This is a genomic window from Pannonibacter sp. Q-1, from assembly GCF_054073275.1.
Genome location: NZ_JBSXNB010000004.1, coordinates 538,690 through 562,678 on the forward strand (window position 1 = coordinate 538,690; position 23,989 = coordinate 562,678).

At 63.6% G+C, this 23,989-nt stretch carries 25 protein-coding genes; 6 read left to right on the forward strand and 19 right to left on the reverse strand.

The features are described 5' to 3' along the window. Positions 1-77 precede the first annotated feature (77 nt). Positions 78-350 (reverse strand): usg protein, encoded by a 273-nt coding sequence (locus tag ACVNHC_RS13995; protein WP_019966612.1) that lies wholly within the window; start codon positions 348-350, stop codon positions 78-80. A gap of 111 nt (positions 351-461) precedes the next feature. Next, on the reverse strand, positions 462-845 hold the full coding sequence (locus ACVNHC_RS14000) for a c-type cytochrome (protein WP_457167610.1): 384 nt from the start codon (positions 843-845) through the stop codon (positions 462-464). A 265-nt stretch (positions 846-1,110) separates the two neighbouring features. On the opposite strand from ACVNHC_RS14000, the gene ACVNHC_RS14005 reads away from it, so the two are divergent. The 4 genes from ACVNHC_RS14005 to ACVNHC_RS14020 all read left to right on the forward strand — a co-directional run bounded on the left by ACVNHC_RS14005 (position 1,111) and on the right by ACVNHC_RS14020 (position 4,622). Then, positions 1,111-2,058, forward strand: coding sequence for an AAA family ATPase (locus ACVNHC_RS14005; RefSeq protein WP_457167611.1), 948 nt, complete (start codon positions 1,111-1,113; stop codon positions 2,056-2,058). 10 nt (positions 2,059-2,068) lie between these two features. Next, a complete protein-coding gene (locus ACVNHC_RS14010) occupies positions 2,069-3,322 on the forward strand; it encodes a vWA domain-containing protein (RefSeq protein WP_457167612.1) in 1,254 nt (417 codons plus the stop codon). Beyond that, positions 3,322-4,128, forward strand: a complete 807-nt coding sequence (locus ACVNHC_RS14015; RefSeq protein WP_457167613.1) for an AraC family transcriptional regulator — start codon at positions 3,322-3,324, stop codon at positions 4,126-4,128. Before ACVNHC_RS14010 ends, ACVNHC_RS14015 begins: the two co-directional genes overlap by 1 nt. Positions 4,129-4,220: 92 nt before the next feature. Continuing rightward, on the forward strand, positions 4,221-4,622 hold the full coding sequence (locus ACVNHC_RS14020; RefSeq protein ID WP_058899492.1) for a DUF2000 domain-containing protein: 402 nt from the start codon (positions 4,221-4,223) through the stop codon (positions 4,620-4,622). A 7-nt stretch (positions 4,623-4,629) separates the two neighbouring features. Here ACVNHC_RS14020 and ACVNHC_RS14025 read toward each other — a convergent pair whose 3' ends face one another. Beyond that, complete coding sequence (locus ACVNHC_RS14025; RefSeq protein WP_457167614.1) at positions 4,630-5,163, reverse strand: L,D-transpeptidase; 534 nt, start codon at positions 5,161-5,163, stop codon at positions 4,630-4,632. Positions 5,164-5,290: 127 nt separating this feature from the next. After that, complete coding sequence (locus ACVNHC_RS14030) at positions 5,291-6,385, reverse strand: branched-chain amino acid ABC transporter substrate-binding protein (protein WP_457167615.1); 1,095 nt, start codon at positions 6,383-6,385, stop codon at positions 5,291-5,293. A gap of 233 nt (positions 6,386-6,618) precedes the next feature. On the opposite strand from ACVNHC_RS14030, the gene ACVNHC_RS14035 reads away from it, so the two are divergent. Beyond that, complete coding sequence (locus ACVNHC_RS14035) at positions 6,619-7,251, forward strand: glutathione S-transferase family protein (RefSeq protein ID WP_457167616.1); 633 nt, start codon at positions 6,619-6,621, stop codon at positions 7,249-7,251. A 16-nt stretch (positions 7,252-7,267) separates the two neighbouring features. Then, on the forward strand, positions 7,268-8,269 hold the full coding sequence (locus tag ACVNHC_RS14040; protein ID WP_457167617.1) for a P1 family peptidase: 1,002 nt from the start codon (positions 7,268-7,270) through the stop codon (positions 8,267-8,269). Between the two features lie 21 nt (positions 8,270-8,290). Here ACVNHC_RS14040 and ACVNHC_RS14045 read toward each other — a convergent pair whose 3' ends face one another. The 15 genes from ACVNHC_RS14045 to ACVNHC_RS14115 all read right to left on the reverse strand — a co-directional run bounded on the left by ACVNHC_RS14045 (position 8,291) and on the right by ACVNHC_RS14115 (position 23,983). After that, positions 8,291-10,384, reverse strand: a complete 2,094-nt coding sequence (locus tag ACVNHC_RS14045; RefSeq protein WP_457167618.1) for a putative bifunctional diguanylate cyclase/phosphodiesterase — start codon at positions 10,382-10,384, stop codon at positions 8,291-8,293. A gap of 180 nt (positions 10,385-10,564) precedes the next feature. After that, positions 10,565-12,217, reverse strand: a complete 1,653-nt coding sequence (locus ACVNHC_RS14050; RefSeq protein ID WP_457167619.1) for a Na/Pi cotransporter family protein — start codon at positions 12,215-12,217, stop codon at positions 10,565-10,567. Positions 12,218-12,409: 192 nt separating this feature from the next. After that, positions 12,410-13,210, reverse strand: coding sequence for a phosphonate ABC transporter, permease protein PhnE (gene phnE / locus ACVNHC_RS14055; RefSeq protein ID WP_050472682.1), 801 nt, complete (start codon positions 13,208-13,210; stop codon positions 12,410-12,412). Beyond that, complete coding sequence (phnE, locus tag ACVNHC_RS14060) at positions 13,207-14,007, reverse strand: phosphonate ABC transporter, permease protein PhnE (protein WP_050472681.1); 801 nt, start codon at positions 14,005-14,007, stop codon at positions 13,207-13,209. Before phnE (ACVNHC_RS14060) ends, phnE (ACVNHC_RS14055) begins: the two co-directional genes overlap by 4 nt. A 17-nt stretch (positions 14,008-14,024) precedes the next feature. Next, positions 14,025-14,852 (reverse strand): phosphonate ABC transporter ATP-binding protein, encoded by an 828-nt coding sequence (gene phnC, locus ACVNHC_RS14065; protein ID WP_050472680.1) that lies wholly within the window; start codon positions 14,850-14,852, stop codon positions 14,025-14,027. Positions 14,853-14,916: 64 nt separating this feature from the next. Continuing rightward, complete coding sequence (gene phnD, locus ACVNHC_RS14070) at positions 14,917-15,861, reverse strand: phosphate/phosphite/phosphonate ABC transporter substrate-binding protein (protein WP_050472679.1); 945 nt, start codon at positions 15,859-15,861, stop codon at positions 14,917-14,919. 243 nt (positions 15,862-16,104) lie between these two features. Beyond that, on the reverse strand, positions 16,105-17,016 hold the full coding sequence (locus ACVNHC_RS14075) for a Pnap_2097 family protein (RefSeq protein ID WP_457167620.1): 912 nt from the start codon (positions 17,014-17,016) through the stop codon (positions 16,105-16,107). Further along, positions 17,013-18,308, reverse strand: coding sequence for an MSMEG_0569 family flavin-dependent oxidoreductase (locus tag ACVNHC_RS14080; protein WP_457167621.1), 1,296 nt, complete (start codon positions 18,306-18,308; stop codon positions 17,013-17,015). Before ACVNHC_RS14080 ends, ACVNHC_RS14075 begins: the two co-directional genes overlap by 4 nt. An 11-nt stretch (positions 18,309-18,319) precedes the next feature. Continuing rightward, positions 18,320-18,604, reverse strand: coding sequence for an MSMEG_0570 family nitrogen starvation response protein (locus tag ACVNHC_RS14085; RefSeq protein WP_058899485.1), 285 nt, complete (start codon positions 18,602-18,604; stop codon positions 18,320-18,322). Continuing rightward, positions 18,597-19,766: an MSMEG_0565 family glycosyltransferase gene (locus tag ACVNHC_RS14090; protein ID WP_457167622.1), complete on the reverse strand. Its 1,170-nt coding sequence runs from the start codon at positions 19,764-19,766 to the stop codon at positions 18,597-18,599. Before ACVNHC_RS14090 ends, ACVNHC_RS14085 begins: the two co-directional genes overlap by 8 nt. Continuing rightward, complete coding sequence (locus ACVNHC_RS14095) at positions 19,763-20,737, reverse strand: sll0787 family AIR synthase-like protein (RefSeq protein WP_457167719.1); 975 nt, start codon at positions 20,735-20,737, stop codon at positions 19,763-19,765. Before ACVNHC_RS14095 ends, ACVNHC_RS14090 begins: the two co-directional genes overlap by 4 nt. Before the next feature lie 2 nt (positions 20,738-20,739). Continuing rightward, on the reverse strand, positions 20,740-21,282 hold the full coding sequence (locus tag ACVNHC_RS14100; RefSeq protein ID WP_457167623.1) for an MSMEG_0567/Sll0786 family nitrogen starvation N-acetyltransferase: 543 nt from the start codon (positions 21,280-21,282) through the stop codon (positions 20,740-20,742). Beyond that, on the reverse strand, positions 21,279-22,394 hold the full coding sequence (locus tag ACVNHC_RS14105) for an MSMEG_0568 family radical SAM protein (RefSeq protein ID WP_457167720.1): 1,116 nt from the start codon (positions 22,392-22,394) through the stop codon (positions 21,279-21,281). Before ACVNHC_RS14105 ends, ACVNHC_RS14100 begins: the two co-directional genes overlap by 4 nt. Next, positions 22,324-23,388, reverse strand: a complete 1,065-nt coding sequence (locus tag ACVNHC_RS14110) for a Nit6803 family nitrilase (protein WP_457167624.1) — start codon at positions 23,386-23,388, stop codon at positions 22,324-22,326. The genes ACVNHC_RS14105 and ACVNHC_RS14110 overlap by 71 nt, the downstream gene beginning before the upstream one ends. A gap of 112 nt (positions 23,389-23,500) precedes the next feature. Beyond that, positions 23,501-23,983 (reverse strand): MSMEG_0572/Sll0783 family nitrogen starvation response protein, encoded by a 483-nt coding sequence (locus tag ACVNHC_RS14115; protein ID WP_050472672.1) that lies wholly within the window; start codon positions 23,981-23,983, stop codon positions 23,501-23,503. Positions 23,984-23,989: the final 6 nt, after the last annotated feature.

Below are 23,989 nucleotides of genomic sequence, written 5' to 3' on the forward strand. Positions count from 1 at the left end.
GACAGGGTTAGGCTCCACCTTCAAGAAGGTCCACGGCAGGGGAGAGGCCTGCCGTGGAAAGTGCCGGGGCGGCGGTCCTAATGGATCAGGAACTCGCCCTTGGCATAGCGCACATCGCGCGGGCCGATCAGATCCTGATGCGCCAGACGCACCGAGTGGATGAAGGCCTGAATTTCCCGCTCCCAGAATGCCAGAAACCGGCGCAGTTCCGGAAAGTTCGGGGCCTTGTCCTCGGTTTGCCAGAGGAAACTCTGCAGAAGGGCGGGATGATCCGGCATCCTGTAGAGGATTTCAGCCGTCAGCAGCCCGTAGCCAGCCATCTGCTTGCGGAAGTCTTCGCTTGTGCCCATGGAACACCTCATGCCTTGACATCACCACGGCAAAAGTGTCGCGCCAGCGAAGTAAACGCGCAATTAAAAAACGAGTCTTCCTCATATTTTTCAATATGTTAGCAGCAGACTTCAGTGAGTGCTGCCAGCACCATCTGGGCTCTGGATGCTCTTCAGATAGGCGATGAAGGATGTCACATCCTGCGCTTCCAGCGCCACTTCCGGCATGTCCGGATGGCCTGTGACGATGCCCTCGGCCAGGCTTTCCGCCAGATCCTCGACCGGATAGCGCTGCCCGAGATCGCGGAAGGCCGGAGCATCCGCATTGGGCGAGGCATCATCCACACCAACGGCATGGCAGGCCGCGCAAGCCTCTTTGGCGATCAGCTTGCCGCGCTCCACCTGCGCCGCCTCTGCGAGTGTCCCCTGCGCCTGCACCGCACCAGCGCTAGGTGCAGCGAACAGAATCACCGCCACGGCCGCAGCGCGCAGCCCTCGCGTGAAAAGCTTTGTCATGTCCCTCTCCCTCAAGGTTTCTGCGGGTCCGCAGCCGCATGCCCCGCAGATCGTCCACCCTCAGCGTCTCTTTGCGTGCCAGCCCCCCTTCAGCTTCGCAAGTCCGTCAAAACCCTCAGCCTCCGGTGCCAATGGCCAGCCGCAATACGTCAGCACGGAAATACGGCAAAAGGGGCTGTCGCTTGCCCGCAGCGCCTATATGTTAAGGACAACGACAAGACCTCCGGCCTTCAGGCCGGGCCGCACGTTCCGGGAGCCCTTCCGCATGACCACCGCCCGCACGCCCCTTCCCGATAGCATCGACGGCACCCTGGCGCTGCTGGATCAGGGCGGCTATGTCGCCGGCCGTGATCTGGCAACCGTGCTGCATCTGGCGCTGCGCATGAAGCGGCCGCTGTTTCTGGAAGGCGAGGCCGGCGTTGGCAAAACGGAGATCGCCAAGGTGCTGGCAGCAACCCTGGGCCGCAACCTCATCCGTCTGCAATGCTACGAAGGCCTCGACATCGCCTCTGCCGTTTATGAATGGAACTACGCGGCACAGATGGTGGAGATCCGCATTGCGGAAGCTGCCGGAGACACGGATCATGCAGACCTCTCCCGCTCCATTTTCAGCGAACGCTTTCTGATCAAGCGCCCGGTGCTGCAGGCGCTGGAGCCCTCGCTCTCCGGCCCGCCCGTGTTCCTGATCGACGAGTTGGACCGCGCTGACGAAGCCTTCGAGGCCTTCCTGCTGGAGGTGCTGGCCGACAATCAGGTGACCGTGCCGGAGCTCGGCACCATCAGGGCCGAGGAGCCGCCCGTGGTGATCATCACCACCAACCGCACCCGCGAAATCCACGACGCCCTCAAACGCCGCTGCCTCTACCACTGGGTCGATTATCCGGATGCAGAGCGGGAACTGGCCATCGTGCGGCGCAAGGTGCCGGGCGCACCCGAACGGCTGACGGCGGAAATCGTCGCCTTCGTCCAGCGCCTGCGGGCAACGGAAGACCTGTTCAAGCAGCCGGGCGTTGCCGAAACCCTCGACTGGGCCACCGCTCTGACCGAGCTGAACGAACTGGCACTGGACCCGGACATGGCCAGTGACACGCTGGGCGTTCTGCTGAAGTATCAGGACGATATCGAACGGGTGCGCGGCTCCAGGCTGCGGCAGATGGTGGAAGAGATCCGCAATACCCTGCCCTCCGCCCCTGCCGCCATGCCGAACGTGTGAACCCCGCGCGATGACCATCCCCGCCGCCCCGCAAGCAGAACAGGCGTCCAGCCTCGATGGCCGCATGGTGGCGAATATCGTGCATTTCGCCCGTACCCTGCGCAAGGCGGGCCTTCCGGCTGGCCCGGCTTCGATTATTGACGCTGTGCGGGCAGTGGAGGTGAGCGGCATTGCCAGCCGCGAGGACTTCTACTGGACGCTTCACGCCGTCTTCGTTCACAAACGCGAGCAGCGGGTGCTGTTTGACGAGGCTTTCCGCATCTACTGGCAGAGCCGCGGGCTCATTGAAAAGATGCTGGCCATCCTCTCCCCCGTCGCCCCGCCGCGGGGCACGCCGGAAAAGCCCAAGGCCGGGCAGACCCGCGTCTCCCAGGCCTTCAAGGCTGCCCGCGAGCGCGAGCCGCGCGAGGAGCAGCCCGAGGTGGAGGTGGATGCCCGCTTCACCGTCTCCGGCCGCGAACTGCTGCAATCGCGGGACTTTGCCCAGATGACGGCTGACGAGATCGAAACGGCCAAGGCAGCGCTCCGCGCCATGGCCATGCCGAAGGACACGATCCGCCGCCGCCGTCTCGCCCCTGCCCCGCGCGGCCGCATTGATCCGCACCGCACGCTGGGTGCGACCTTGCGGACAGGCGGGGCGATCATTGACCTGAAGCACCGCAAGCCGCAGGAAAAACGCCCGCCGCTCATCGCCCTGTGCGATATCTCCGGCTCCATGAGCCAGTATTCCCGTCTGCTCCTGCATTTCATGCATGCGCTGACGGAAACGCGGCCCGCCGTGCACACCTTCCTGTTCGGCACGAGGCTCACCAACGTTACCCGGCAGCTGCGCATGAAGGACCCGGACGAAGCGCTGGCGGCCTGTTCCGCTGGTGTGGCCGACTGGTCCGGCGGCACCCGCATTGCCACTGCCCTGCACGAGTTCAACCGCCTCTGGTCCCGCCGCGTGCTGTCGGGCGGGCCAACGGTGCTGCTGATCACCGACGGGCTGGAGCGGGACACGGACGAGGATCTGGCGCGGGAAATCTCCCGCCTGCACCGCTCCTGCCGGCGGCTGATCTGGCTCAATCCGCTGCTGCGGTTTGACGGGTTCGAAGCCAAGGCCAAGGGCATCCGGGCCATGCTGCCGCATGTGGACGAGTTCCGCGCCGCGCATTCGCTGGATGCCGTCGCTGACCTCGTGCGCACGCTGTCAGGCGAAAGCGCCGGGCCATCAGCTGCCTCCACTGATCCGCGCCACTGGCTGCGCAAGGCGGGCGTTTGATGCGCGCCAACCGCTATCATCATCTCGGCTGGCTGCAGGGCATCGAGCTTTACGAAGCCGATTTCAGCACCCAGACCTTCAGCCGCCACGCCCATGAAGGCTTTGCCATCGGCGCGATTGCCGAAGGGGTGGGCGGCTATCTCTGCCGGGGCGAACAGATGCTGCTGCCCGCCGGTTCCCTGTCGCTGATGAACCCGGAAGAGCCCCACACTGGCCACGCGGCGGCCGGCAGCGTGCGCTACAACATGGTCTATGCCAGCGAGGCCGCCGTGCGGACCTTGCTGGATCTCAAGGATCTGCGCGGCTTTGCCACCGTCGCCCCGAGGGACGAAGGCCTTCACCTGACGCAGGCGCTGAGGCGCCTTGCCCAGCGCGTCAATGCTCCCGCTGCCCCCGGCTGGCGGCTGGCCGTGGAAGAGGCCATGCAGGCCGTGCTCGGCCTTGCCTTCACCCGCCATGGCCGGGCAGTGCTCAGACCTGCCGGTCAGGAACCGGCAGCCGTGAAACTTGTCCGGGAGCGGATTGTGGAAGGCGTTGCCTCAGGCGACGATCTTTCGCTTGAGGGGCTTGCCGCCCTTGCCGGGCTCACCCCTTCCTACCTGATCCGCAGCTTCGCCCGCGCCACCGGCCTGACGCCCCATGCTATGGTTCTGCGCATGCGGACCAGGCAGGCTCAGGCGCTGATCCTTGACGGCATGGCACCGGCAGATGCAGCGCTGGCGGCGGGGTTCTGCGACCAGAGCCACATGATCCGCCAGTTCCGCCGCCAGCTTGGCATCACGCCCGGCAGTCTCATCCGCCACTGATCCTTGCTCTTCACAGGCAGGCGGAAAGGTCAATTTCGTCCAAGACCATGGCTCCGCATGCATGGCATGGCTGCCGCAAAAGGAGCCCTGCCATGACTTTGAAACCCGTCATCATCCTGTCCACCAGCCTACCGAAAGGATTGCAGGCCAATTTTGCTGCCATTCTGGGCATGAGCCTCGGACGGCTGCATCCGGAGCTGATTGGTCCCGTCACGCCGGACAGCGAAGGCCATCTGCTGGAAGGCATCACCCAGGTGGCCGTGCCCATTCTGGGAGCCCCTGCCGAAGATCTTCAAAGTCTCTTTGCCGCCGCAGAGAGCATGCCCGTCCGCCTTGCCTATATGCGTGCCGCCTTCGAGGCGCGGAACTATACGGATTACACGGCGCGTATCGCCGCAGCCCCCCTGAAGGATCACGAGCCGCAGGCGATCCTTGTCGCCGGGCCGCGCAAGGCCGTTGACCGCCTGTGCGGCGCCCTGCCCCTGCTGAAATGAGCCAGCCTCACGGCAGCGCGATCACCGGGGTGTTTTCACGCACGCGCTGGATCAGGTCGGCGATATGTTCGTTGTGCATGCGGATGCAGCCATAGGACACCGGGCGGCCGATGCTGCCGGGGCGGTTGGTGCCATGGATGGCGAACTCACCGCCTGCCAGCGTCATGGCGGCCACGCCCATCGGGTTGTTGAGCGCACCGCCCTCGATCCGGTCCGGCATATCCGGGAAATCGCGCTTCACCACCGCGGGCGGAATCCAGGCCGGGCGCAGATAGCGGCCCGTCACATAGGTGCGGCCGGTCCAGGCCTTGCCCTTCTTGCCGACCGCCACCGGATAGGCCAGCGCCTGCCCCTCACCCAGCACCAGATACAGCCGCCGCTCGCTATTGCGGATGACGATCGTGCCCGGAGCAAGCCCCTGCGATGCAAAGGCCACGCGCTCTGCACGGGCCTGCACCGGCGCGGCAAGAGCAAGACCCAGCAGGCCGCCACAGGCCGCCACAAGCAAAAGCGAACGCATGATCACGGCAATAGGGCGCATGAGTTCCCCCGGCACACCAGACTGGCACAAACGTTGGTGAGGCCGGACGCCGCACGGTCTCACCCGGCCAATCTAGCGCAGGTGCCGGTCAGAGGGCATTGCCCGGAGGCGCATTCTTAAAAGAGCGTTAACGCGGCAGGTCCGAGGGACGGAACCGGCCATCCTGCCAGCGGTACCAGGAAAGGCCCGCGCCTTCCCGGTCCCCATCGGGCAAGAACGAGACTGTGCCGCTGACCGTGTCAAAGCTGCCGGATTGAAGCGCTGCGGCCACGGGCGCAAAGTCGAAGCTGCCGGAGGCGTCCACAGCGGCGGCGAAGAGCTGGACGGCGGCGTAGCCATCCGTGGCATAAGGAGAAGGCACCATGCCCGCAGCCCGCATGCGGCTGGCAATCTCCCGGGCCGGGCTGTCCGGAACGGCGGCCGGATCGGCCATGAAGGTGACCTCGACACGGCTTGCCGCCTCGCCAGCGGCAGCGCCGAACTCCATCCCCATGGCCGCATCGCCAGCCAGAAGGGGCACCTGCATGTCCAGGGCACTGAGGGCGGCAGCAAGATGCCCCGCATCCGTGGCATAGGCGCCCAGCACCACCACATCCAGCCGCTCCCCCTTGAGCGCCGAGGCCAGAGGCGTCAGGTCCCGTGCACCTGCGTCAAACTCCCGCTCCAGCGCAGGAGAGAGCCCCTTTGCCTGCATCGCAGCCTTCACACGGGCAGCAAAATCCTTGCCATAGGCGCTGCGGTCGGTGACGAGGCCGATGCGCTTGCCGGCAAACTCCTGAGCAAGACGCTCCGCGATGAAAGGCGCGGTGGCATCTTCGCGCGGCCCAAGCCGGAAGAAACCCGGCCCCGGCCGTGCTTCGGTCAGTTGCGGCAGCGCGGAAGCCACCGTGATCTGGATGCGCCCCGCCTCCGCATAAACGGGCGCTGCCGCCAGTGTGGCGCTGGAGCACAGATGCCCGATGACGAGCTGCACGCCTTTACCGGTGAGCTGATTGGCCAGCGCCGTGGCCCGCTCCGGGTCGCAGCGGTCATCGGCTTCCTCCAGCACCAGCTTTTCCCCACGCAGACCGCCGCTGGCGTTGATGTCTTCAACCGCCAGCCGCGCCCCGGCCAGGATCTGATCCCCCAATGGCGCAAACTGGCCGGAAAAGGCAGCGGCAACGGCAATGCGAATGTCCGCCTGTGCGGGAGCGGCCAGCACGCCGGTCAGCATACCGGCCATCACCAGTCCCGCAGCAAATGGCGCCAAGCTCTTGAACTGCCGCATAAATCCGTGCCTCATCACATACCGGCTTCCGTTTCTGCCCGCATCCTAGCCAAGGCAGCAGCCGGATGCCACCTTGAACCGCGCCACAGGCATGCCCCTTTTCAACCGGCAGAAAAGGCCCCTAAACTAAATGCGGTGGGAGAAACAGATCCGCAACACAAGGCGGATGAATTCAGGGATGAAATAACGTGAAAATCTGGGGCCGGATCAATTCCACCAATGTCCGCAAGGTTTTGTGGTGCGCAGAAGAACTCGGGATCGCCTATGACAGGATTGACGCCGGCGGCGCCTTTGGCCTCAACAAGGAACCGGCTTATCTGGCCATGAACCCCAACGGACTGGTGCCTTGCATCGAAGACGAAGGTCTGGTGCTGTGGGAGTCGAATGCCATCGTGCGTTACATGGCCCGCATCTATGGCAAGGCACCTTTCGCGCCTGAGTTAGGCACGCCAGCAGGCGAAAAGGCCTTTGCAGCCGCGGACAAGTGGCTGGACTGGACCTCGACCACACTGACGGGCCCCTTCCGTGGCATCTTCCTCAACATCGTGCGCCGCAAACCGGAAGAGCGGGTTCAGGCCGAGATTGATCAGAGCCTTGCTGCCTGCACGGACCTGCTGAAGGTCCCCGATGCAGCCCTCGCAAAGGCGCCGTATCTCTCCGGCGAGAACCTTGGCATCGGCGACATGGCGCTCGGCTGCATCGCCTATGCCTGGTTCACCATGTCCTTCGACCGGCCGGATCTGCCGCATCTGGAAGCCTGGTACCAGCGCCTCACCACACGCCCCGCCTATCAGAAGGCGGTCATGACCCCGCTGACATAACAGGAAAGGCTCCAGCTTGCGCAATCTCATCACGGATGTTCCGGGCCTCAGCGTTGGATCGGCAGAAGATCCCGTCCTGAAGTCCGGCGTGACGGTGCTGCTGCCGGATGAACCGGCGGTGGCCTCCGTTGCCATTCACGGCGGTGCGCCCGGAACCCGTGATACGGCCCTGCTGGAGCCGGACCAGACGGTGGAGAAGGTTGATGCGCTGGTGCTCTCCGGCGGGTCGGCCTTCGGGCTTGATGCAGGCGCCGGTGTGCAGGCCGGGCTTGCCGCCATGGGCCGCGGCTTTCAGGTCGGCCCCGTGCGCGTGCCGATCGTGCCCGGCGCCATCCTGTTTGACCTGATGAATGGCGGGGACAAGAACTGGGGAGACTACGCCCCCTACCGGGAGCTTGGCCGCGCCGCCCTTACGGCAGCGGGGCTGGACTTTGCGCTCGGCAGCCATGGCGCCGGATGCGGTGCCACCACCGCCAATCTCAAGGGCGGGCTCGGCTCCGCCTCCCTGCGCCTGTCCGGCGGCGCCACCGTCGGCGCGCTGGTGGCCGTCAATGCGCTTGGCCGGGCCACCATGGGCGATGGCCCGCATTTCTGGGCAGCGCCTTTCGAGCGGGGCGATGAATTCGGCGGCCTCGGACTGCCGTCCCCCCTCCCCGCAGATACAGCCGTGCCGCGCACCAAGTTCGATGCCCTGCGCGCCGGTGCCAACACGACGATTGCCATTGTGGCCACCGATGCCATCCTGACCAAGGCAGAAGCCAAGCGGCTGGCTGTCATGGCGCACGACGGCCTTGCCCGCGCCCTCTGGCCTGCACACACGCCGATGGACGGGGATCTCGTCTTTGCGCTCTCCACGGGCCGCCACAGGCTGGCAGAGCCATTGGCGGACATGATCGAACTGGGCGCCGCCGCTGCTTCCAGCCTCGCCCGTGCCATTGCCCGCGGCGTCTATCACGCCACCCCGGCCAAGGGCGACACGCTGCCCGCCTGGCGGGAGCTTTACGGCAAGGGAAAATGACGCCCGGGAGGCTGGCCAGGCTCAGGCCACGGCCAGTCCGCACATGATGCCGGAGGTTTCCTCTGCCGCAGCGGGGCGGTGCCAGAGATAGCCCTGACCGAAGCGGCAGTTCATGGAAGCGAGCTTGCGGGCCACGTCCTCGGTCTCGATGCCTTCGGCCGTGGTCTCCAGGCCAAGACCATGGGCCATGGCCAGAATGGTCCGCACCAGGATTTCCTGCTGCGGGTCACTGCAAATGCCGTTCATGAAGGAGCGGTCGATCTTGAGGGCCGTGATCGGGAAGCGGTGCAGATAGCTGAGTGCGGAATAGCCCGTGCCGAAATCGTCAATGGCAATGCCGATGCCCATGGCCGCGATCAGCTCCAGTGTCTCATGCACACCGCCGCCCTCCCCCAGCAGCAGGCTTTCGGTGATCTCCAGTTCCAGCCATTCCGGCTGGCAGCCGGTGGCGGCAAGGCAGTCACGCAGCCGGATCAGAAAGTCGCCATTCATCAGCTGGCGCGGCGACACGTTGACTGCGATGACCATGGCCCGCGCAGACGCATGATTGACCTGAACCGCGAACTTGCAGGCCTCGCGCAGCATCATGTTACCGATGGCAATGATCTGGCCGGTTTCCTCAGCCACCGGAATGAACTCAGCCGGGTTGATGTTGCCAAAACACGGATGAACCCATCGGCACAGCGCCTCTGCCCCTGCCGGATAACCGGTGGCCAAATCCATCTTCAATTGGAAGGCAGCTTTGAACTCGCCGCGCTTGAGCGCGCCATTCATCATGGTCTCAAGCTTGAACCGCTTCTCGATGGTTTCGCCCATCTGTGTCCTGTAAGCGCGCGCGCAATTGCCGCCAGCCTGCTTCGCATCGTAAAGGGCAAGATCGGCAAAGCGGAACAGCGCCGGAGCACTGGCACTGTCGCCGGGACCGGCGGCCACGCCGGTGCTGACAGACACCTGAAGCACCGCGTCCTCAACCATCATGGGCTGGCGCATGGCCTCAACAAGCCGATGTGCCTGAGCCATTGCCTCGTCAACGTCCGGCAGGTCAGGCAGAACCACGAAGAACTCATCGCCGGCGAGCCGTCCGATGAAGGCGCGCGCGCAGACCGCACTCTCGATCCGCCGCGCTGTCTGGATCAGGACCGCATCTCCTGCGGCATGGCCCATGGTGTCGTTGATCGTCTTGAACCGGTCAAGATCCACCACGATCAGGGCACAATGGGTGCCATCTGCCGCTGCGCGGTCCAGCTCGCACTGCAGCCGGTCCTGAAAGGAGGCGCGATTGGCAAGGCCGGTCAGACTGTCGGAGAAGGCCAGTTCCTGCAGCTTTCCGTGCAGCGCGTGGCGCTCCTGCTCATAGGACACGAAGGTGCGCATGGCCGCCGCCATCTGGCCGATTTCGTCGGCGCGTCCGGTGTCCTCAACGGTCACATGCGTGTCGCCGTCCGCCAGCTGCTTCATGTTGGCCGTCAATCGCAGCACCGGGCCGGTGATACTGCCGACGATGGCATTCACCCAGAGCAGCAGGAGCACTCCAACCGCCCCGAAAATCAAGGCGAAGCGCAGCAGATGGTTCCAGAAGGAGGTGTTCACGTCATCCAGATAGACCGCAGAGGAAATGACCCATCCCCACGGGGCAAAATGCTCAGACCACGCGGCCTTCGGCCTGCCGCGGGTGGTGACCCCATCCAGTGTTCTTGCGCCCTTGTAATAGGTGACGCCGCCCCCGTTCAGGCCGTTGCGGATCATATCCTGGGTGTGGCGGGAGCCCCAGGCGCTGGTGCCTTCTTCAGCCACCGTATTGCTGACCACCCGGTTTCCGGTCTCATCAAAGACGAAGACGCGCGCACCGCCATTGAAGATCATCGCCCGGATGGCATCGCGTGCCTTGTCCTTGGCAGCATCCTCGCTCAGCGTCCCATCCTGCGCCAGCCGGTAGCTTTCTTCCGTAATGGAGCGGGCGGACTCGACGAGAGCGCGCACCTTTTCCACGTGGCCGCGCTCCAACTCACCCCGCAGGATGACCAGATTGATGGTCACCACGAGAACGACGAAGGCTGCCATGATCCAGACAGGCAGAAGAACCTTGTTCCTGACACTCCACTGGCCGAGGTTCATTTAACAACCCTACGAAAACCTTTAAAGGCACACTGAAGCAAAGGCATTAAACTCAAATTAATACAGGAAAAATCATACAAGGAACGCATGAAGCAATATCAAACCGGAGAAATTCATTAAAATTGAACGTTAGGTCACCCAAAAGAAAACAATCAAGAATTGCAACATCAAATACCTTATTTAATCTACTGGTTTTCCCGTATCCTGCTGAACACCATCCCGATTTAACGTCAGAAGCCAGCGGTCCAGACGCCGGTGCGCCTTCCAGGAGGCCCGGACGCAACGGCGCATGTGCTGGATCTGCAGGAGACTGCGTTCGATCGTCTCGACATGTTCGCCTGCCAGGCTTGCGCGGGACAGGAGAGAAGCCTTCGTCAACTGGTAAAGTGTCTCGGTTTCAGTCATCGCCGCTTCAACCATGTCGGGCGGGAGCGGGTTCTCCCGGGAAGGCTGTCCTGCGGTCAGGGCTTTCAGTGCAGACTGGCGCATGCGCTCCACGTCCTGACGGGCCTCTCCCTCCGGCTCCAACGCGGCGACGGAGACGGCTGCCGCCGAGAACTGCGCAACTTCCTCCAGATGCTGCACCCCGCGGATGACATCGGGAATGGCCTCGGAGACTGCTTGCGGCATCGCCTCCTTGTTCATGTGCTCGATAAAGCTGCGGATGGCCCGGCCAAGCGCGAGACTGCCGGTCAGGCGTGCGTCAAGCTCGCCGGTGGCCACGCGCGGTTCAGCCAGACAATCGCGTGCGAAGGCATGCGTGATGCCGGACAGCCTGTCCGTCGCCAGCAGCAGTCCGCGCAAGGCCAGTTGGGGAACCGGACGCAAGGTCAGGTCGAGAAACTCCGGACGGCCGATCTTCTCCTGCGCATTGACGAAACGGTGCTCCAGCCAGTTCACCAGTTTGCCGGTCAGGGGCCAGATCAGGATCAGGCCCATGCAATTGAACAGGGTATGAAAGACAGCCAGCACCAGGGCGATATCGGCAGCACCTGAATCACTTCCTGACACATCTGCCGCAAGCCATTGAGCCAGCTGCAATAATGGATAAAGCAGAACAAGCGCGGCGCAGGCCGTCAGGCCGTTGAAGGCAATATGGGCGGCAGCCACCCGGCGGGCGGGCGGCGTTGCCGAGAGGGCTGCAAATCCGGCCGTGGATGTGGTGCCGATATTGGTGCCGATGACGGCGGCAGCGCCGAGGAACACCGGCAGTCCCGCGCCCGCACTCGACGTCAGCACAAGCGCCATGGCGGCACTGGAGGACTGGGTCAGAAGCGTGAGGCCAATGCCCACGGCCACAAACACGGGAATACCGAGCAGCGGCGACTGGGCAAGGCTGGACAGGGCCGCAGGCACGGCCACGTCACCAAAGGCTTGCTGCAGGAAACCGATACCGAGGAAAAAGGCCCCGAACCCGGCCACCGCCTGACCAAGCCCGGAGAGCCGGCCGCGTGAGCCGGCCGCAACCCGGATGATCATCCCCGCCCCCAGCAGCGGCAGGGCCAGACTGACGATATCCAGCTTGAAGCCAAGGGTTGCCACCAGCCAGCCGGTCATGGTGGTGCCGATGTTGGTGCCGAAGATGACCCAGACAGACTGGGCCAGCGACAGAAGACCGGCGTTGACGAAGCCGATGGTCGCAACGGTGACAGCAGTGGACGACTGAACGATCGCCGTTACGGCAATGCCGGCAAGAACGCCCCGCCAGGGTGCGCCGGTGGCGCTGCGCAACAGCCCCTCAAGCGCCTTTCCGGCCGCCAGCTTGAGGCCGTCGGTCATCATCCACATACCGGCGAGAAACAGGCCGGTTCCGCCAAGCAGCAGCGCGATCATGATGGGGAACCGCCATGAAAACAGCCCGCGTGAGCACGCCCCCCGGCCGCAGGGAAGAGCCTTTGATTACGGATGATGACGGTCCTCCTGTCATGCTTCTGTATGACGAAGCATGACATTGCCATATCCGGAGATTGGACGCACGTGCAGCCGGAAAGACACCTATGCCGCTGCGTGACAGGGGCAACTGCATCAGATGATCGCGTGCCTCACCCTGGCAGAGACCCATTCGGAGACCACAACGGTCGCCAGGATCACGAGAATGATGAGCATGACCTGAGGCCAGGCGAGAACATTCAGGCTGGCCTGAAGCTGAGCACCGATACCCCCCGCCCCGACCAGGCCGAGGATCGCACTTTCTCGGATGTTGATGTCCCAGCGGAAGACGGAAATGCCATAGAAAGCCGGCAGGACCTGCGGCACGATCCCGTAATTGAGGATTTGTGCCTGGCTGGCGCCGGTGGCGGTGATGGCCTCGATCTGCGCCTGATCCGTTTCCTCAATCGCTTCATAAAGCAGCTTGCCAATGAAGCCGACCGAGCGGAAGGCGATGGCGAGGATCCCGGCCAGCAGGCCCGGTCCGAGGATGGAGACCAGCAGAAGTGCCCAGATCAGGGAGTTGATCGAGCGGGACGCTACAATGCAGAACAAAGCGAAAGGCCTGAGCAGCAGGCGCGACGGGGTGGTGTTATGCGCCGCCAGAAAGGCAAGCGGCACGGCAATCAAGATGCCCAGAAGCGTGCCCAGCGTCGCAATGTTGATCGTGTCCCAGAGCGGTGCCCACAACTTCTCCATATAGGACCAGCGCGGCGGCAGGGCGCGGCCGATCAGGTCCCCGGCCGCATTGGGCGCATCATAGACAAACAGCCACATGGTGCGCGCTGTCATGGTGTTCCAGCACCAGACAAACAGCGCCACGACGAAAACCCAGAACACCCATAGGGCGAGTTGGGTCTTTGGCGTGCGGTGACGCCAGATCTGCGTGCCGGTCATTTCAGCAGCCTCCGCAGATGGCCGGAGCCATATTCAGCCACCATCACAATGGCAATGATAATGAGCAGGATCGCGCCGGCGCTGTCATATTCATAGCGGTTGAGCGCCGTGTTCAGCGTTCCGCCGATCCCCCCTGCCCCGACAATCCCGATCACGGCGCTTTCGCGGAAATTGATATCGAAGCGGTAAAGGCTGAGCCCAATGAGGCGCGGCATCACCTGCGGCTGGATCGCGTAATTGATCAGTTGCAACCAGCTTGCACCGGTCGCGCGGATGGCTTCGGCCTGCGCCTCATCGATATCCTCGATGTCCTCGGCGAGAAGCTTGGCGATGAAGCCGATCGTCGCAAAGGTCAGCGTCAGAAAACCGGCAAAGGCGCCGAACCCGAACAGGGCGACGAAGAAGATCGCCACGATGATTTCCTGCAAGGCGCGGCTTGCAGCAATGATGCTGCGGCAGATCGCATAGATCCAGGCAGGCGAGACATTGCGCGCGGCCCCAATCCCGATGGGAACGGAAATGAGAATGCCCACCACCGTCGAGGTGAAGGTCATCGTCAGGCTTTCCATCAGCCCGGCCGATATATCGCGCCAGCGGGAGGTGAAATCCGGCTGCAGGAAGCCGCCGATGAACCGCAGGCCGCGCTCCCAGCCTTCGGCCATGCGGGTCCAGTTCACATCGACGCTGCCGATGGCAAGCACCAGATAGGCAACTGCCCCAACCGCCAGCAACACACGCCAGTGGCGCGACTTGATCATCTGGGGCGGGCGCCGCCAGCTCGTGGGATAGCTGGTCATATCACTGGCACCGGACACTAGAGCGCCCCCAGCATTTTTTCGGTTTGCACACGCTCGTCAGCCTCGGCCTGAGCATCCTCGGCCGCGCCCTTGCGCATGGCTGTCCAGTCTTCGGCGCCGTAAATCCGCGTCAGAACCTCTTCTGTCAGACCGGCCGGAGGGCCATCAAACACCACGCGCCCAGCCTGCAGGCCGATGATGCGGTCCGTAAACTGCTGCGCCAGCACCACGTCGTGGATGTTGATGATGGCCGGAAGGCCGCTCTCGCGGCAAATCTCGACGATCAGGCGCATGATCTGGCGGCTTGTCTTGGGGTCGAGGCTCGCCGTCGGCTCATCGATCAGCAGCAGTTCAGGCTCTTGTTCAAGCGCCCGGGCAATGCCGACGCGCTGGCGCTGGCCGCCCGACAGGGCATCGGCACGCTTGTTCACATGGGCGGAAAGGCCGACCCGGTCCAGCAGCCGGAAGGCGCGCTGGATGTCCTCGGGCGGAAAGCGGCGCGTGAAGGAGCGCCAGAACGGCACATAGCCCAGCCGCCCCGACAGCACGTTTTCCATCACCGTCAGGCGCTCCACCAGCGCGTATTCCTGAAAGATCATACCGATCCGCCGCCGCGCCCGGCGCAAATCACCCGCCCCAAGGGCCGTAATATCGAGCCCGTTCAGCAGCACCTTGCCCGAAGTCGGCTGGACCAGCCGGTTGATGCAGCGGATCAAGGTGGACTTTCCAGCCCCTGATGGTCCGATCAACCCGGCAACCTGTCCCTTTGGCAAATCGAAGGAGACATCCGTCAGGGCCTTGTCGCCGGTCTTGTAGGTTTTGGTCAGCGACTGGATGTGCAGCATGGGTGGCCTTCTCAAAACGGACAGGCGGGGTCATCCCCGCCTGTCTTGTGCATTTCAGGAAAGATCAGTTGCAGGTGTACTGAACGCCCATGGCCGCATCGATTTCACGCACCACCGACCAGTATTCCTTGAAGGTGATGGGGATGAACTGTGCTTCGCCAGACTTGGAGAATTCCTTTTCCAGCGAGGAGCCGGCCCAGTTGAAGCTGAAGAAGGCTTCGCGGATCTTTTCCTGCAGCTCCGGCGTCAGGTTATGCGCCGTGCCGTAACCGGTGGTCGGGAACGTGTCGGACTTGTAGATCGTGACAATCTGCTCGGGTTTGATCACTTCGCGCTGGATCATGCGGGACATGACCGAGTTTGCGATCGCAGCAGCGTCGTAGTCCTTGTTCGCCACACCGAGGATCGAGTTGTCATGGGCGCCGGAGAAGGCGGGCGTGAAGTCACGGCCAGCTTCCATGCCATATTGCGCCTTCATCAGGGCGGAAGGCGCCTTGAAGCCGGAGTTCGAGGTTTCAGACGTGAAAGCCATCGTGCGGCCCTTGATGTCTTCCACCTTCTCGATACCCGAACCCGGATAGGTGATGAATTCCATCTCGTAGCCGAAGGAGCCATCGGCCTTGGCCATCATGGCAAAGGGACGGAAGCCTGCGCAGGCAATCGCCAGCGGGTTGGAGCCGGTGTTGAAGCCTGCGACATGCAGGCGGCCGGCGCGCATTGCCTCGATCTGGGCTGCATTGGACTGTACCGGGAAGAACTGCACCGGCTTGCCGGTGACCGCTTCCATGTGCGCCAGGAAATCCGACCAGGCTTCGGCGTAGACAGCCGGATCCTCGACAGGGGTATAGGCGAAGATCAGCTGGGCCGGATCGACAAGCTGAGCAGGGTCAGACGGAACATCTGCAACCATGTCACCATCAGCGTCGGTGTAGCGAGCGTCCAGCTTGAACTCGGCCTGAGCAGCCGTGGCAGCAAGGATCATTGCGGCGGAGAGCAGAAGATGTTTCATGGATCATCCTTTCCTGACGTTTGGTCACCTGTACGTTCGGGGTATTGCAAGTTTGTGACACGTACATTTCAGGCAGATGACATTGCTCCGGCACCGGCTTATCCGGAGCCAAAACTGACCGAATTCAGGATGGACTTTCGGGATACACTTACCGGCTTATACCAAGGCTCTGAGATGCTGGCGCATCACGCCTCGAAATGCTCAAACATCGCACGGGCTTGACTAAATCCCGATGAGGCAGGCTCATCGGGGATTGGGTATTGCGGCTTTATCGGCCTCATCCTCCCCAAGACCGAACAGGACGGATGCGATCACGGAGCCATCCATGCGTCCGACCGTGCAAAGGCCCACCGGCTCAGTGTCTTGCCGCGAACACAGACGGATACGCAGGGTTTCGCCCTGGTCGATATTGCCCGTGAACAGCACCACATGCGGCCTCTCAAAGCGCAAAGCTGCGGCCTCTGCCCCTTCCCACTGCCAGAAGGCCCGCGCTGCCGCTGCCAGAAACTCGGCAAAATAGAACAGCCCCGCTCCGTTGAATTCCTCCAGGGGGCATGGCTGAAACAGGGTTTCATTCCAGCAAGGCAGCGCGGCGGTATCGAGTGTCCGCAACAGACCGGCGGCCCCGGCAAGGCGGCTCGGCCTGACAGACCCGCTGACATTGGCGTTGCGGATCAGGGACCGCCGGACCGAGCGGTTTGTCCCGGAAGTGCGCGCAACGAATGCCGACTGCAGAACCACGGCTCCTGCAGGCACCCCGTCTACACACAAGGTGAAGAGGCTTTCGCATCTGGCATGCGAGACCGGATAAAGGTTTGCCGCAATCGACAGGACCGCATTGGCCCTTGCCTGCGAAAACCGGACATTGCAGCTCAGGGCCGAAATGGCCGCATAGGCCTCCTGCCCGTCCGGTGTGCGGAAGTCGGCATTGTCCATACCGAGATCGCGCCCAAGCATCAGCCAGTGGCGGTGCGCCAGCTCCTTCAAAAGCCAGGTGCGCGAAAGACCGAAGGGCGTGAGATGCGGCATGCCCAGAAGGATCTCCGGGCACAGCCCTCTGTCCAGCAGGGAGGACTGAGGCAGGCTGGAAGCAGCACTGCCATCACTCATACCGGGCAATGCAGCCCGCACCGTCTGCAAGGAAAAGACTGTCAAAGGCCCCGGCCTCCAGCCTGTGCGGCACGCGGTGCAGCTTCATGCAGCCCCCTGTTCCTCAGGAAGCCCGTGAGCTGCCCGGCGACATAGTCGGCATCCTGCGCGATGCTGAGGAAACGGCCTGATCCCCAGGTCCACAGCCAGGGCAGTCCCAGCACATAAACCCCCGGCACCCCGGTGACACCGCGCCGCTGGACCGGATAGCCGGTGCCGTCGAAGATGGGAACCGCGGCATAGGACCAGTCCGGTGTGAAGCCCGTGGCCCAGATGATGCTGGTGATGCCTGCGCCATCCAGATCAAGCTCCGCCACCTCCTGCGCCGGCTCCCACAGCGGCACATAGACACTGGTCGGCGGGGCGGTGATGTTGTTCCGGGCAATATGCTGATCGATGAGGGCATTGATGCCGTTATAGACCCGGTCTGCCTCATCGAGGTTCCGGCGCAGGTTCTGCCGGAACTGCATCGTTGCACCCTTCGCCGTTTCGAAGCGGCCATAGAGCTTCATGCCTTCCAGGGCAAATTTCCGCAGATCGATATCGCGCCCGCCATCGCGGCCAGTCAGGTAATGGTTGGTGTCATGCTTCTTCTTCGTCATTCCGTCATCTTCGACGGTAATGCCGTATTGTCCGATGTCTGTCAGCCAGTCGACCACATCGCGCCCCCGGTAGAACCGGGCACAGCGCGGCGCATTACCGGTCACCAGATGCACCTGGCGGCCGGCCAGATGCAGATCCTCCGCAATCTGGCAGCCCGACTGGCCCGAGCCAACCACCATGACGCCGCCATCCGGCAGGCTCTCCGGGTTACGGTAATCAGCGGTATGGATCTGCAGGATGTGATCCGGCAGGCGTTCCGCCGCGCGCGGGATGAAACGGTTCGCATAAAGGCTGGTCGCAAGGATCACGGCATCGGCCGTGACCACCCCCTTGCTCGTCTCAACGCGGAAGCCGGAAGGCATCTGCTCGACCAGAGACACCGCGGTATGCTCGAAGATAGGGGCATTCACCTTGGCCTTGAAGCGTTCCAGATAGTCGAGGATCTCCTCCTTGACCATGAAGCCGCCCGGATTTGGCCCGTCGTAAGGGTGGTCCGGCAACTGGCACTGATAGTTGGGGGTCACCAGACAGAAGGCATCCCAGCGCTCGTCCTGCCACTTGTGGGCGGCCGTTTTCCGCTCAAAGACGGCGTGATCGACGCCGGCGCGGGACAGGTAGTAGCTGGCGGACAGGCCCGCCTGCCCCCCTCCGACGATCACGGCGCTGTAGTGGCTTTGCAGGGATGGGGTGCTCATGGCTGGACCTCTCAAAGGATGAATTGCCTGACCGCGACACAGGCGGCCGGGGTGTTGAAGAGAGCGGCGCGCTGTTCGATGCGGGCGATCTGCCCCAGCGCCAGCGAACAGGGAAAGCCGTAGCGAAGCTTGACCCTGTCGCTGGCAAGGGTCAGCGCCTCACGGCTGCGGGACAGAAACTCATCGAGCGGATAGGTCTGCCCCTCCTCGAAAAAATCGCGGATGACAAGGGACGGCGAATAGCACTCCTCCTGCGAGCCATCCGGCCAGACGACGACGAAACGCATTTCAGGCATTTGCGGGCTCCCTCTCTGCAAGTGAGGCCAGATAGACCGGCAGATGGGCAACAGCCGCCCTGTGCCAGTCATGCGCTGCGGCAACGGTGAAGCCCGCAGCGGTGCAATGCGCCGCCACTTCCGGGCGCAGGGCCGTGAGCATGGCCCCGGCAATGGAGGACGGGCTGTGCGGGTCGCACCAGAGTGCGGCGGCCTCCGGCACGTATTCGGTGAAAGGGGAAATGGCAGACAGAACCACCGGCAATCCGCTGGCCATCGCTTCCAGCACGGCAAGGCCGAAGCCCTCCTTGATCGAGGCAAAAACCAGGGCATCGGCCATCCGGTAAAGCTGCGGCATATCCTCGTCCGCAACGGCGCCAATCATGTGGACCGCGCCCGAAAGCTCAGGCCGGGCTGCCAGTGCGGCCTTGAAGGCGGCCTGGTAATCATGGTGGTCGAGCAGGGAAACGCCGCCGGCGATCACCAGCCGGGCCGATGGCAGAACCGCCCGCGTTTCGGCAAATGCCAGCAGGATGTTGAGCGTGTTCTTGCGCGCTTCCACTCCGCCGATGGCAAGAAAGACCGGGCCGCCCCCGGATACTCCGAGCCTTGCAGCAAGCCTGTCGCCATCATCAGCCGCCCTGCCCGGCCTGAAGCGCTGGCAATCGACGCCATTGCCGGTGCAGGTGGCGCTGAGCCCCCGGCGGGCCAGATCATCCATCCAGTGCCGGCTGACAGTGAAAAGCGCATCGGCCGCCGCAATGGAGCGGGCCTGCAGCGCCATCAGCCTCGGATCGGTAAATTCGTCAAGGTGATGCACCGTGCGCAGGAACCCGGCAATCTGGCCGCAGGCAGCCATATCCGCCAGAGCATTGCCGGAAATACCGTCATGGGCATGAAACAGGTCAAAACCATCCGTGCCGCGCTGCCGGAAGAAAGCGGTGTAGTCGCGGATGCGCTGTTCCACCATATCCGCCATGCCCGCAGGCACCTGCGGCACCGCAAAGGCCTCGGCGCGGACCTTCGGCTGGCGGAAGAAGCCTTTTCCGGAAGCATCGGGAGCAAACAGCGTGACCTGATGACCCAGAGCGGCCAGGGCCTCGGACACCTGCATGGCATGAACCACCCCGCCGCGCGGGTTGGTTGAATGGGTCAGCATGGCAATGCGCAGGCTGCGGCTCATACGGCGGCCTCCGCTTGCCTGAACTGCATCAACGGCTCGGTGGCATAATCGCGGATGATGGCCGAGTCCGCAGACGAATGAACGCTCACGTCTGTTCCGTGCCTGACCTCGCCGATCACCGCAGCAGTGAGATCACGGCTTGCGAAGAGGCCCAGAACGTCCGTCACATGCTGGCCGGGAACCGACAGCAGAAAACCGAAACTCGGGAAGGTGGCGAGCCAGCGCTCCAGGGCAACGCCCGGAGGAACCGGAATGGCCTCAAGATCAAGGCTGATGCCAACGCCGGAACATTCCGCCAGCATGATCGCCGTGCCGGCAATGCCGCCCTGGCTGATGTCCTTGGCCGCCCGCGACCAGCCCGCCTCCGCGATCTGTGGTAGCAGATCGAGATCGGCCCGCAGCCGCTGTGCAGGGGCACCGGTTGCCGCCTCCCAGTTGTTGAACGGTTCCCGGTAGCGGCCCCGGTGGTCCACAACGGCTACCAGATGCTCTCCCGGCCTTGCATCAAAGCTGGTGAGCAGGCAGCTGGCCCGGCCGAGGACGGCTGCCGCGAGCTGCGTGCGGTCCGCCGTCAGATTGGTATGGCCACCGGCAACCGGCACGCCATAGACCTCCGAGGCCGCCTTCATGCCCGCCAGAACCTGACTGGCCCCGGCCTCATTCTGTGCCCAGAGCGCATCCACCACGGCAACCGGCCGTCCGCCCATGGCCGCAATGTCGGACAGGTTCACCATGATGCTGCACCAGCCGGCAAACCAGGGATCCCCGGCGACGAACTCATTCATGAAGCCTTCGATGGCGAGGAGCAGATAGCCGCTGCCATCGGCAATGGCCGCGCAGTCATCGCCCACGGCAACGGGGCCGCCTGCAAGGTTCAGTTGCTGCGCCGCAACGGCAATATCCCGCTTGGCAGCAATCCCGCGGCTGGAGCGCAAGGCCTTGACGATCTGGTCAAACTCTTCTGCCCTCATCATCAGGCTGCCTTTCTCGGCAGCGCCGTAAAGCCAGCCTGAGGCGTGTAGCAGGGCGGATAATGCGCAAGATCCGCCTGCATGCGCAGGTGCGGCTTGCCATGAATTTCCACCTCCTCCAGCACCGTCCAGCGCATGCGGCGGAAGAGAAGCCCGTTCTGTTCCTGCACATGGGCAAGAAACGTATGCGCGCCCATGGCATGGGCGGAGGAGACCGCAAGCCGGATCAGGGAAGCCCCCAGGGCGCCAACCTTGCGGTAATCCGGATGGACCGCCAGCCGCGAGCCCCACCACACGCCGGGCTGCTCCTCATGGATGCGCACGGTGCCCGCAACCGCATCAGCCACCACGCCCAGCATCGCCAGCGCCACGATGGGAATTGCGGTCTCGTCGATCGCGTCACGGTCACTGCCGCGAAAGATCCGCTGCTCCTTGCAGAACACCGCCTGACGCAGCGCATGGGCTTGCTCCCGCTCCCAGGAACAGGTGGCAAACTTCACCTGATATTCAGCGGCCCGGAAGGCCTGAACCGGCTCGATCATCATGCCGTCAGCCTCCGCTCATAAGTGGACAGCGCCGAGCAGGCCCCGCATTTGCCGCAGCCGGCCTTGATGTCCACGGCCTTCAGCCCGCTCGTCACCAGCATCTCCGCCAGAGGTTGGAGAATTGCATGCATGAACGCCGCAGACGGCGCCGGATGGCTCTCGAGCGGGGTGCCGGAGATCGGCACGAAGGGCACAACGAAGGGATAGACACCGAGCGCAGTCAGTTTCCCGCACATGTCCAGAATGGCCTCCACACTGTCGCCGAGACCGGCGAGGATGTAGGTCGAGACCTGCCCGCGCCCGAACACCTTCACAGCCGCCTCGAAAGAGCTCATGTATTTGGAAACCGGCACCTGCGCCTTGCCGGGCATGATGCGGGCCCGCACCTCGGGCGTGACCGCTTCCAGATGCATGCCGAGCGTATCGATGCCGGCCTCACGCATGCGTTCGAACCAGACATCGTCCTCCGGCGGCTCGCACTGGCCCTGAATTGGCAGATCGACCGCAGCCTTGATGGCCCTTGCACTCTCCGCCAGCACCGCCGCGCCCCGGTCACTGCCTTTCGGCGTGCCCGTCGTCATCACCATATGCTTCACACCGTCCAGCTCGACGGCAGCCTTCGCAACTTCGGCCAGTTGCTGCGGCGTTTTATGGGCAATGGTCCGCCCGGCGGCCAGCGACTGCCCGATGGAGCAGAACTGGCAGGTCTTGGTGCGGCTCTGATAGCGGATACAGGTCTGCAGCACGGTGGTTGCCAGAACATCACGGCCATGCAGAACGGCGATCTTGGAATAGGGGATGCCGTCCGCCGTGCTCAGCTCATAGAAGCGCGGCCGTAGCGGAAAGCTGACCTCCGCCAGAACCTTGCCGTCACGGCTGATCCGGCTGCGGCCCTGCTCATCCGGCTTTTCCACCATATACGGGCTTTCAAAAGCCGCTGCCGTGTGGACCGGCACCATCACCGTCATGCCATCAACAGTCATGGCCTTGTGGTCGGAAGGCCCGGCACCGCCCCGGCGGCTTTCGTGCCCGGCTTTCGGGTCAACCAGCCTCACTCCGCAGGACTGCAATTCGTTGATCAGGGTTTCTGTCGCTTGCGGGCGCTGCAGCATGTCCATCGGTGTTGCTCCCTGTACCGGCGGCTGCCGGGTCGGTGGAAAATCGGGAAAAGGCGGGTTGGGTGACCGTCAAAGGCGCGGCTGGCCGGTTGTCGAGCGAGAGCGACAGCAGTTCGGGCCGCGCGTAATGGCCAACCGAATCCATCATCCGCTTGCGCTTGAGAATGAGGCTCATGTCGAGGTCGGCGATGGCCAGCCCCTCGCCTTCGGTTACCGGAGTGGTGAGATGCTTGCCTTCCGGCGAAATGACCGCCGTCATGCAGCCACCGCGAAGCGCCTTCTGCAGCCGCTCGTCAGGGGTGATCGAGCGGATCTGCTCATCCGTCAGCCAGCCGGTCGCATTGACGGCGAAACAACCGCTTTCCAGCGCGTGGTGGCGGATCGTCACTTCCATCTGATCGGCGAAAACCGGCCCCACCAAAGAGCCCGGGAACTGGGCTACATGAATTTCCTCATGCTGGGCCATCAGGGCGTAGCGGGCGAGCGGGTTGTAATGCTCCCAGCAGGCGAGCGCCCCGACGCGGCCCGCCGCGGTTTCAACCACCGTGAGGCCCGCCCCGTCGCCCTGCCCCCAGATCATCCTTTCATGAAAGGTCGGGGTGATCTTGCGGCGTTTCAGAACGAGGCTGCCATCGGCATCAAAGATCAGCTGCGCATTGTAGAGCGAGCCATGGTCCCGCTCGTTGACGCCCAGCACCACGACCATGCCCGCCTCGCAGGCGGCCGCCGCGACGGCCTGGGTCGCACCGGAGGGAACCGTGACGGCCTCCTCATAGAGGCGCAGATGCTCCTGACCCGACAGAACGGGCGGCAGAACGAAGGAAAAATAGGGGTACCAGGGGACGAATGTTTCCGGAAAGACGATCAGCTCGACGCCTTTCCCGGCGGCCTCACGGATCGTCTCCAGCACCCGGGCGAGTGTCTTCTCGCGCGAGGTCAGATCGGGCGCTATCTGGGCGGCGGCCACCTTGACTGATTTCCTGGCCACGGGCGAACTCCTTGGCTTCTCGGTTGGATTTCCGGCGGGCTGCAGTGTCTCATGGCATGCTGCAGACCGGCCGCAGACCGGGGTGCAGGCTGGCCCGCACCCCGCAGCAGGCTCAGAGCGTCCAGGTGTCGAGGATGAAGGCGCCGTCGCGGCGGTGGATGAGGATCAGGTCCAGCACATCCAGCGGATTGATCGGCTTGATGCCCGGGATCAGCGAAGGCTCGCCGTGGCCATACAGCGCCTGCAGGGCAAAACGGCAGGCATAGACCTTGCCACCCTCCTCCATGAAGCCCTTGATCTGGTTGTTGAAATTGAGATGACCCGGAAAGGCTTCATCACCCAGCTTCGGGAAGCCGCGCTGCACCCCGAGCGTGACGCCGGGTCCATACAGCAGAACGGAGGTCTCGAACCCCTTGCGCTTCAGGCGCTTGGCCTGGAGAAGGTTGACGAGGCCGATCGATCCCTCAAAGGCCACCGTATGGAAGGTGATCAGGGCTTTTTCGCCTTCCTTCGCCTGAACGTCCTCAAAGACCTTCTCTTCATAGTCGACAAAAAAATCACCGGCTTCGTGGGCGGGTTTGGTTACTGCAGGCATCGAAGG

Coding starts and splice junctions, on each gene's coding strand:
- ACVNHC_RS13995 (WP_019966612.1), bottom strand. CDS start 350: ATGGGCACAAGCGAAGACTTCCGCAAGCAGATGGCTGGCTACGGGCTG.
- ACVNHC_RS14000 (WP_457167610.1), bottom strand. CDS start 845: ATGACAAAGCTTTTCACGCGAGGGCTGCGCGCTGCGGCCGTGGCGGTG.
- ACVNHC_RS14005 (WP_457167611.1), top strand. CDS start 1,111: ATGACCACCGCCCGCACGCCCCTTCCCGATAGCATCGACGGCACCCTG.
- ACVNHC_RS14010 (WP_457167612.1), top strand. CDS start 2,069: ATGACCATCCCCGCCGCCCCGCAAGCAGAACAGGCGTCCAGCCTCGAT.
- ACVNHC_RS14015 (WP_457167613.1), top strand. CDS start 3,322: ATGCGCGCCAACCGCTATCATCATCTCGGCTGGCTGCAGGGCATCGAG.
- ACVNHC_RS14020 (WP_058899492.1), top strand. CDS start 4,221: ATGACTTTGAAACCCGTCATCATCCTGTCCACCAGCCTACCGAAAGGA.
- ACVNHC_RS14025 (WP_457167614.1), bottom strand. CDS start 5,163: ATGCGCCCTATTGCCGTGATCATGCGTTCGCTTTTGCTTGTGGCGGCC.
- ACVNHC_RS14030 (WP_457167615.1), bottom strand. CDS start 6,385: ATGGCCGGTATGCTGACCGGCGTGCTGGCCGCTCCCGCACAGGCGGAC.
- ACVNHC_RS14045 (WP_457167618.1), bottom strand. CDS start 10,384: ATGAACCTCGGCCAGTGGAGTGTCAGGAACAAGGTTCTTCTGCCTGTC.
- ACVNHC_RS14050 (WP_457167619.1), bottom strand. CDS start 12,217: ATGATCGCGCTGCTGCTTGGCGGAACCGGCCTGTTTCTCGCCGGTATG.
- phnE (WP_050472682.1), bottom strand. CDS start 13,210: ATGACCGGCACGCAGATCTGGCGTCACCGCACGCCAAAGACCCAACTC.
- phnE (WP_050472681.1), bottom strand. CDS start 14,007: ATGACCAGCTATCCCACGAGCTGGCGGCGCCCGCCCCAGATGATCAAG.
- phnC (WP_050472680.1), bottom strand. CDS start 14,852: ATGCTGCACATCCAGTCGCTGACCAAAACCTACAAGACCGGCGACAAG.
- phnD (WP_050472679.1), bottom strand. CDS start 15,861: ATGAAACATCTTCTGCTCTCCGCCGCAATGATCCTTGCTGCCACGGCT.
- ACVNHC_RS14080 (WP_457167621.1), bottom strand. CDS start 18,308: ATGAGCACCCCATCCCTGCAAAGCCACTACAGCGCCGTGATCGTCGGA.
- ACVNHC_RS14085 (WP_058899485.1), bottom strand. CDS start 18,604: ATGCCTGAAATGCGTTTCGTCGTCGTCTGGCCGGATGGCTCGCAGGAG.
- ACVNHC_RS14090 (WP_457167622.1), bottom strand. CDS start 19,766: ATGAGCCGCAGCCTGCGCATTGCCATGCTGACCCATTCAACCAACCCG.
- ACVNHC_RS14095 (WP_457167719.1), bottom strand. CDS start 20,737: ATGAGGGCAGAAGAGTTTGACCAGATCGTCAAGGCCTTGCGCTCCAGC.
- ACVNHC_RS14100 (WP_457167623.1), bottom strand. CDS start 21,282: ATGATGATCGAGCCGGTTCAGGCCTTCCGGGCCGCTGAATATCAGGTG.
- ACVNHC_RS14105 (WP_457167720.1), bottom strand. CDS start 22,394: ATGCTGCAGCGCCCGCAAGCGACAGAAACCCTGATCAACGAATTGCAG.
- ACVNHC_RS14115 (WP_050472672.1), bottom strand. CDS start 23,983: ATGCCTGCAGTAACCAAACCCGCCCACGAAGCCGGTGATTTTTTTGTC.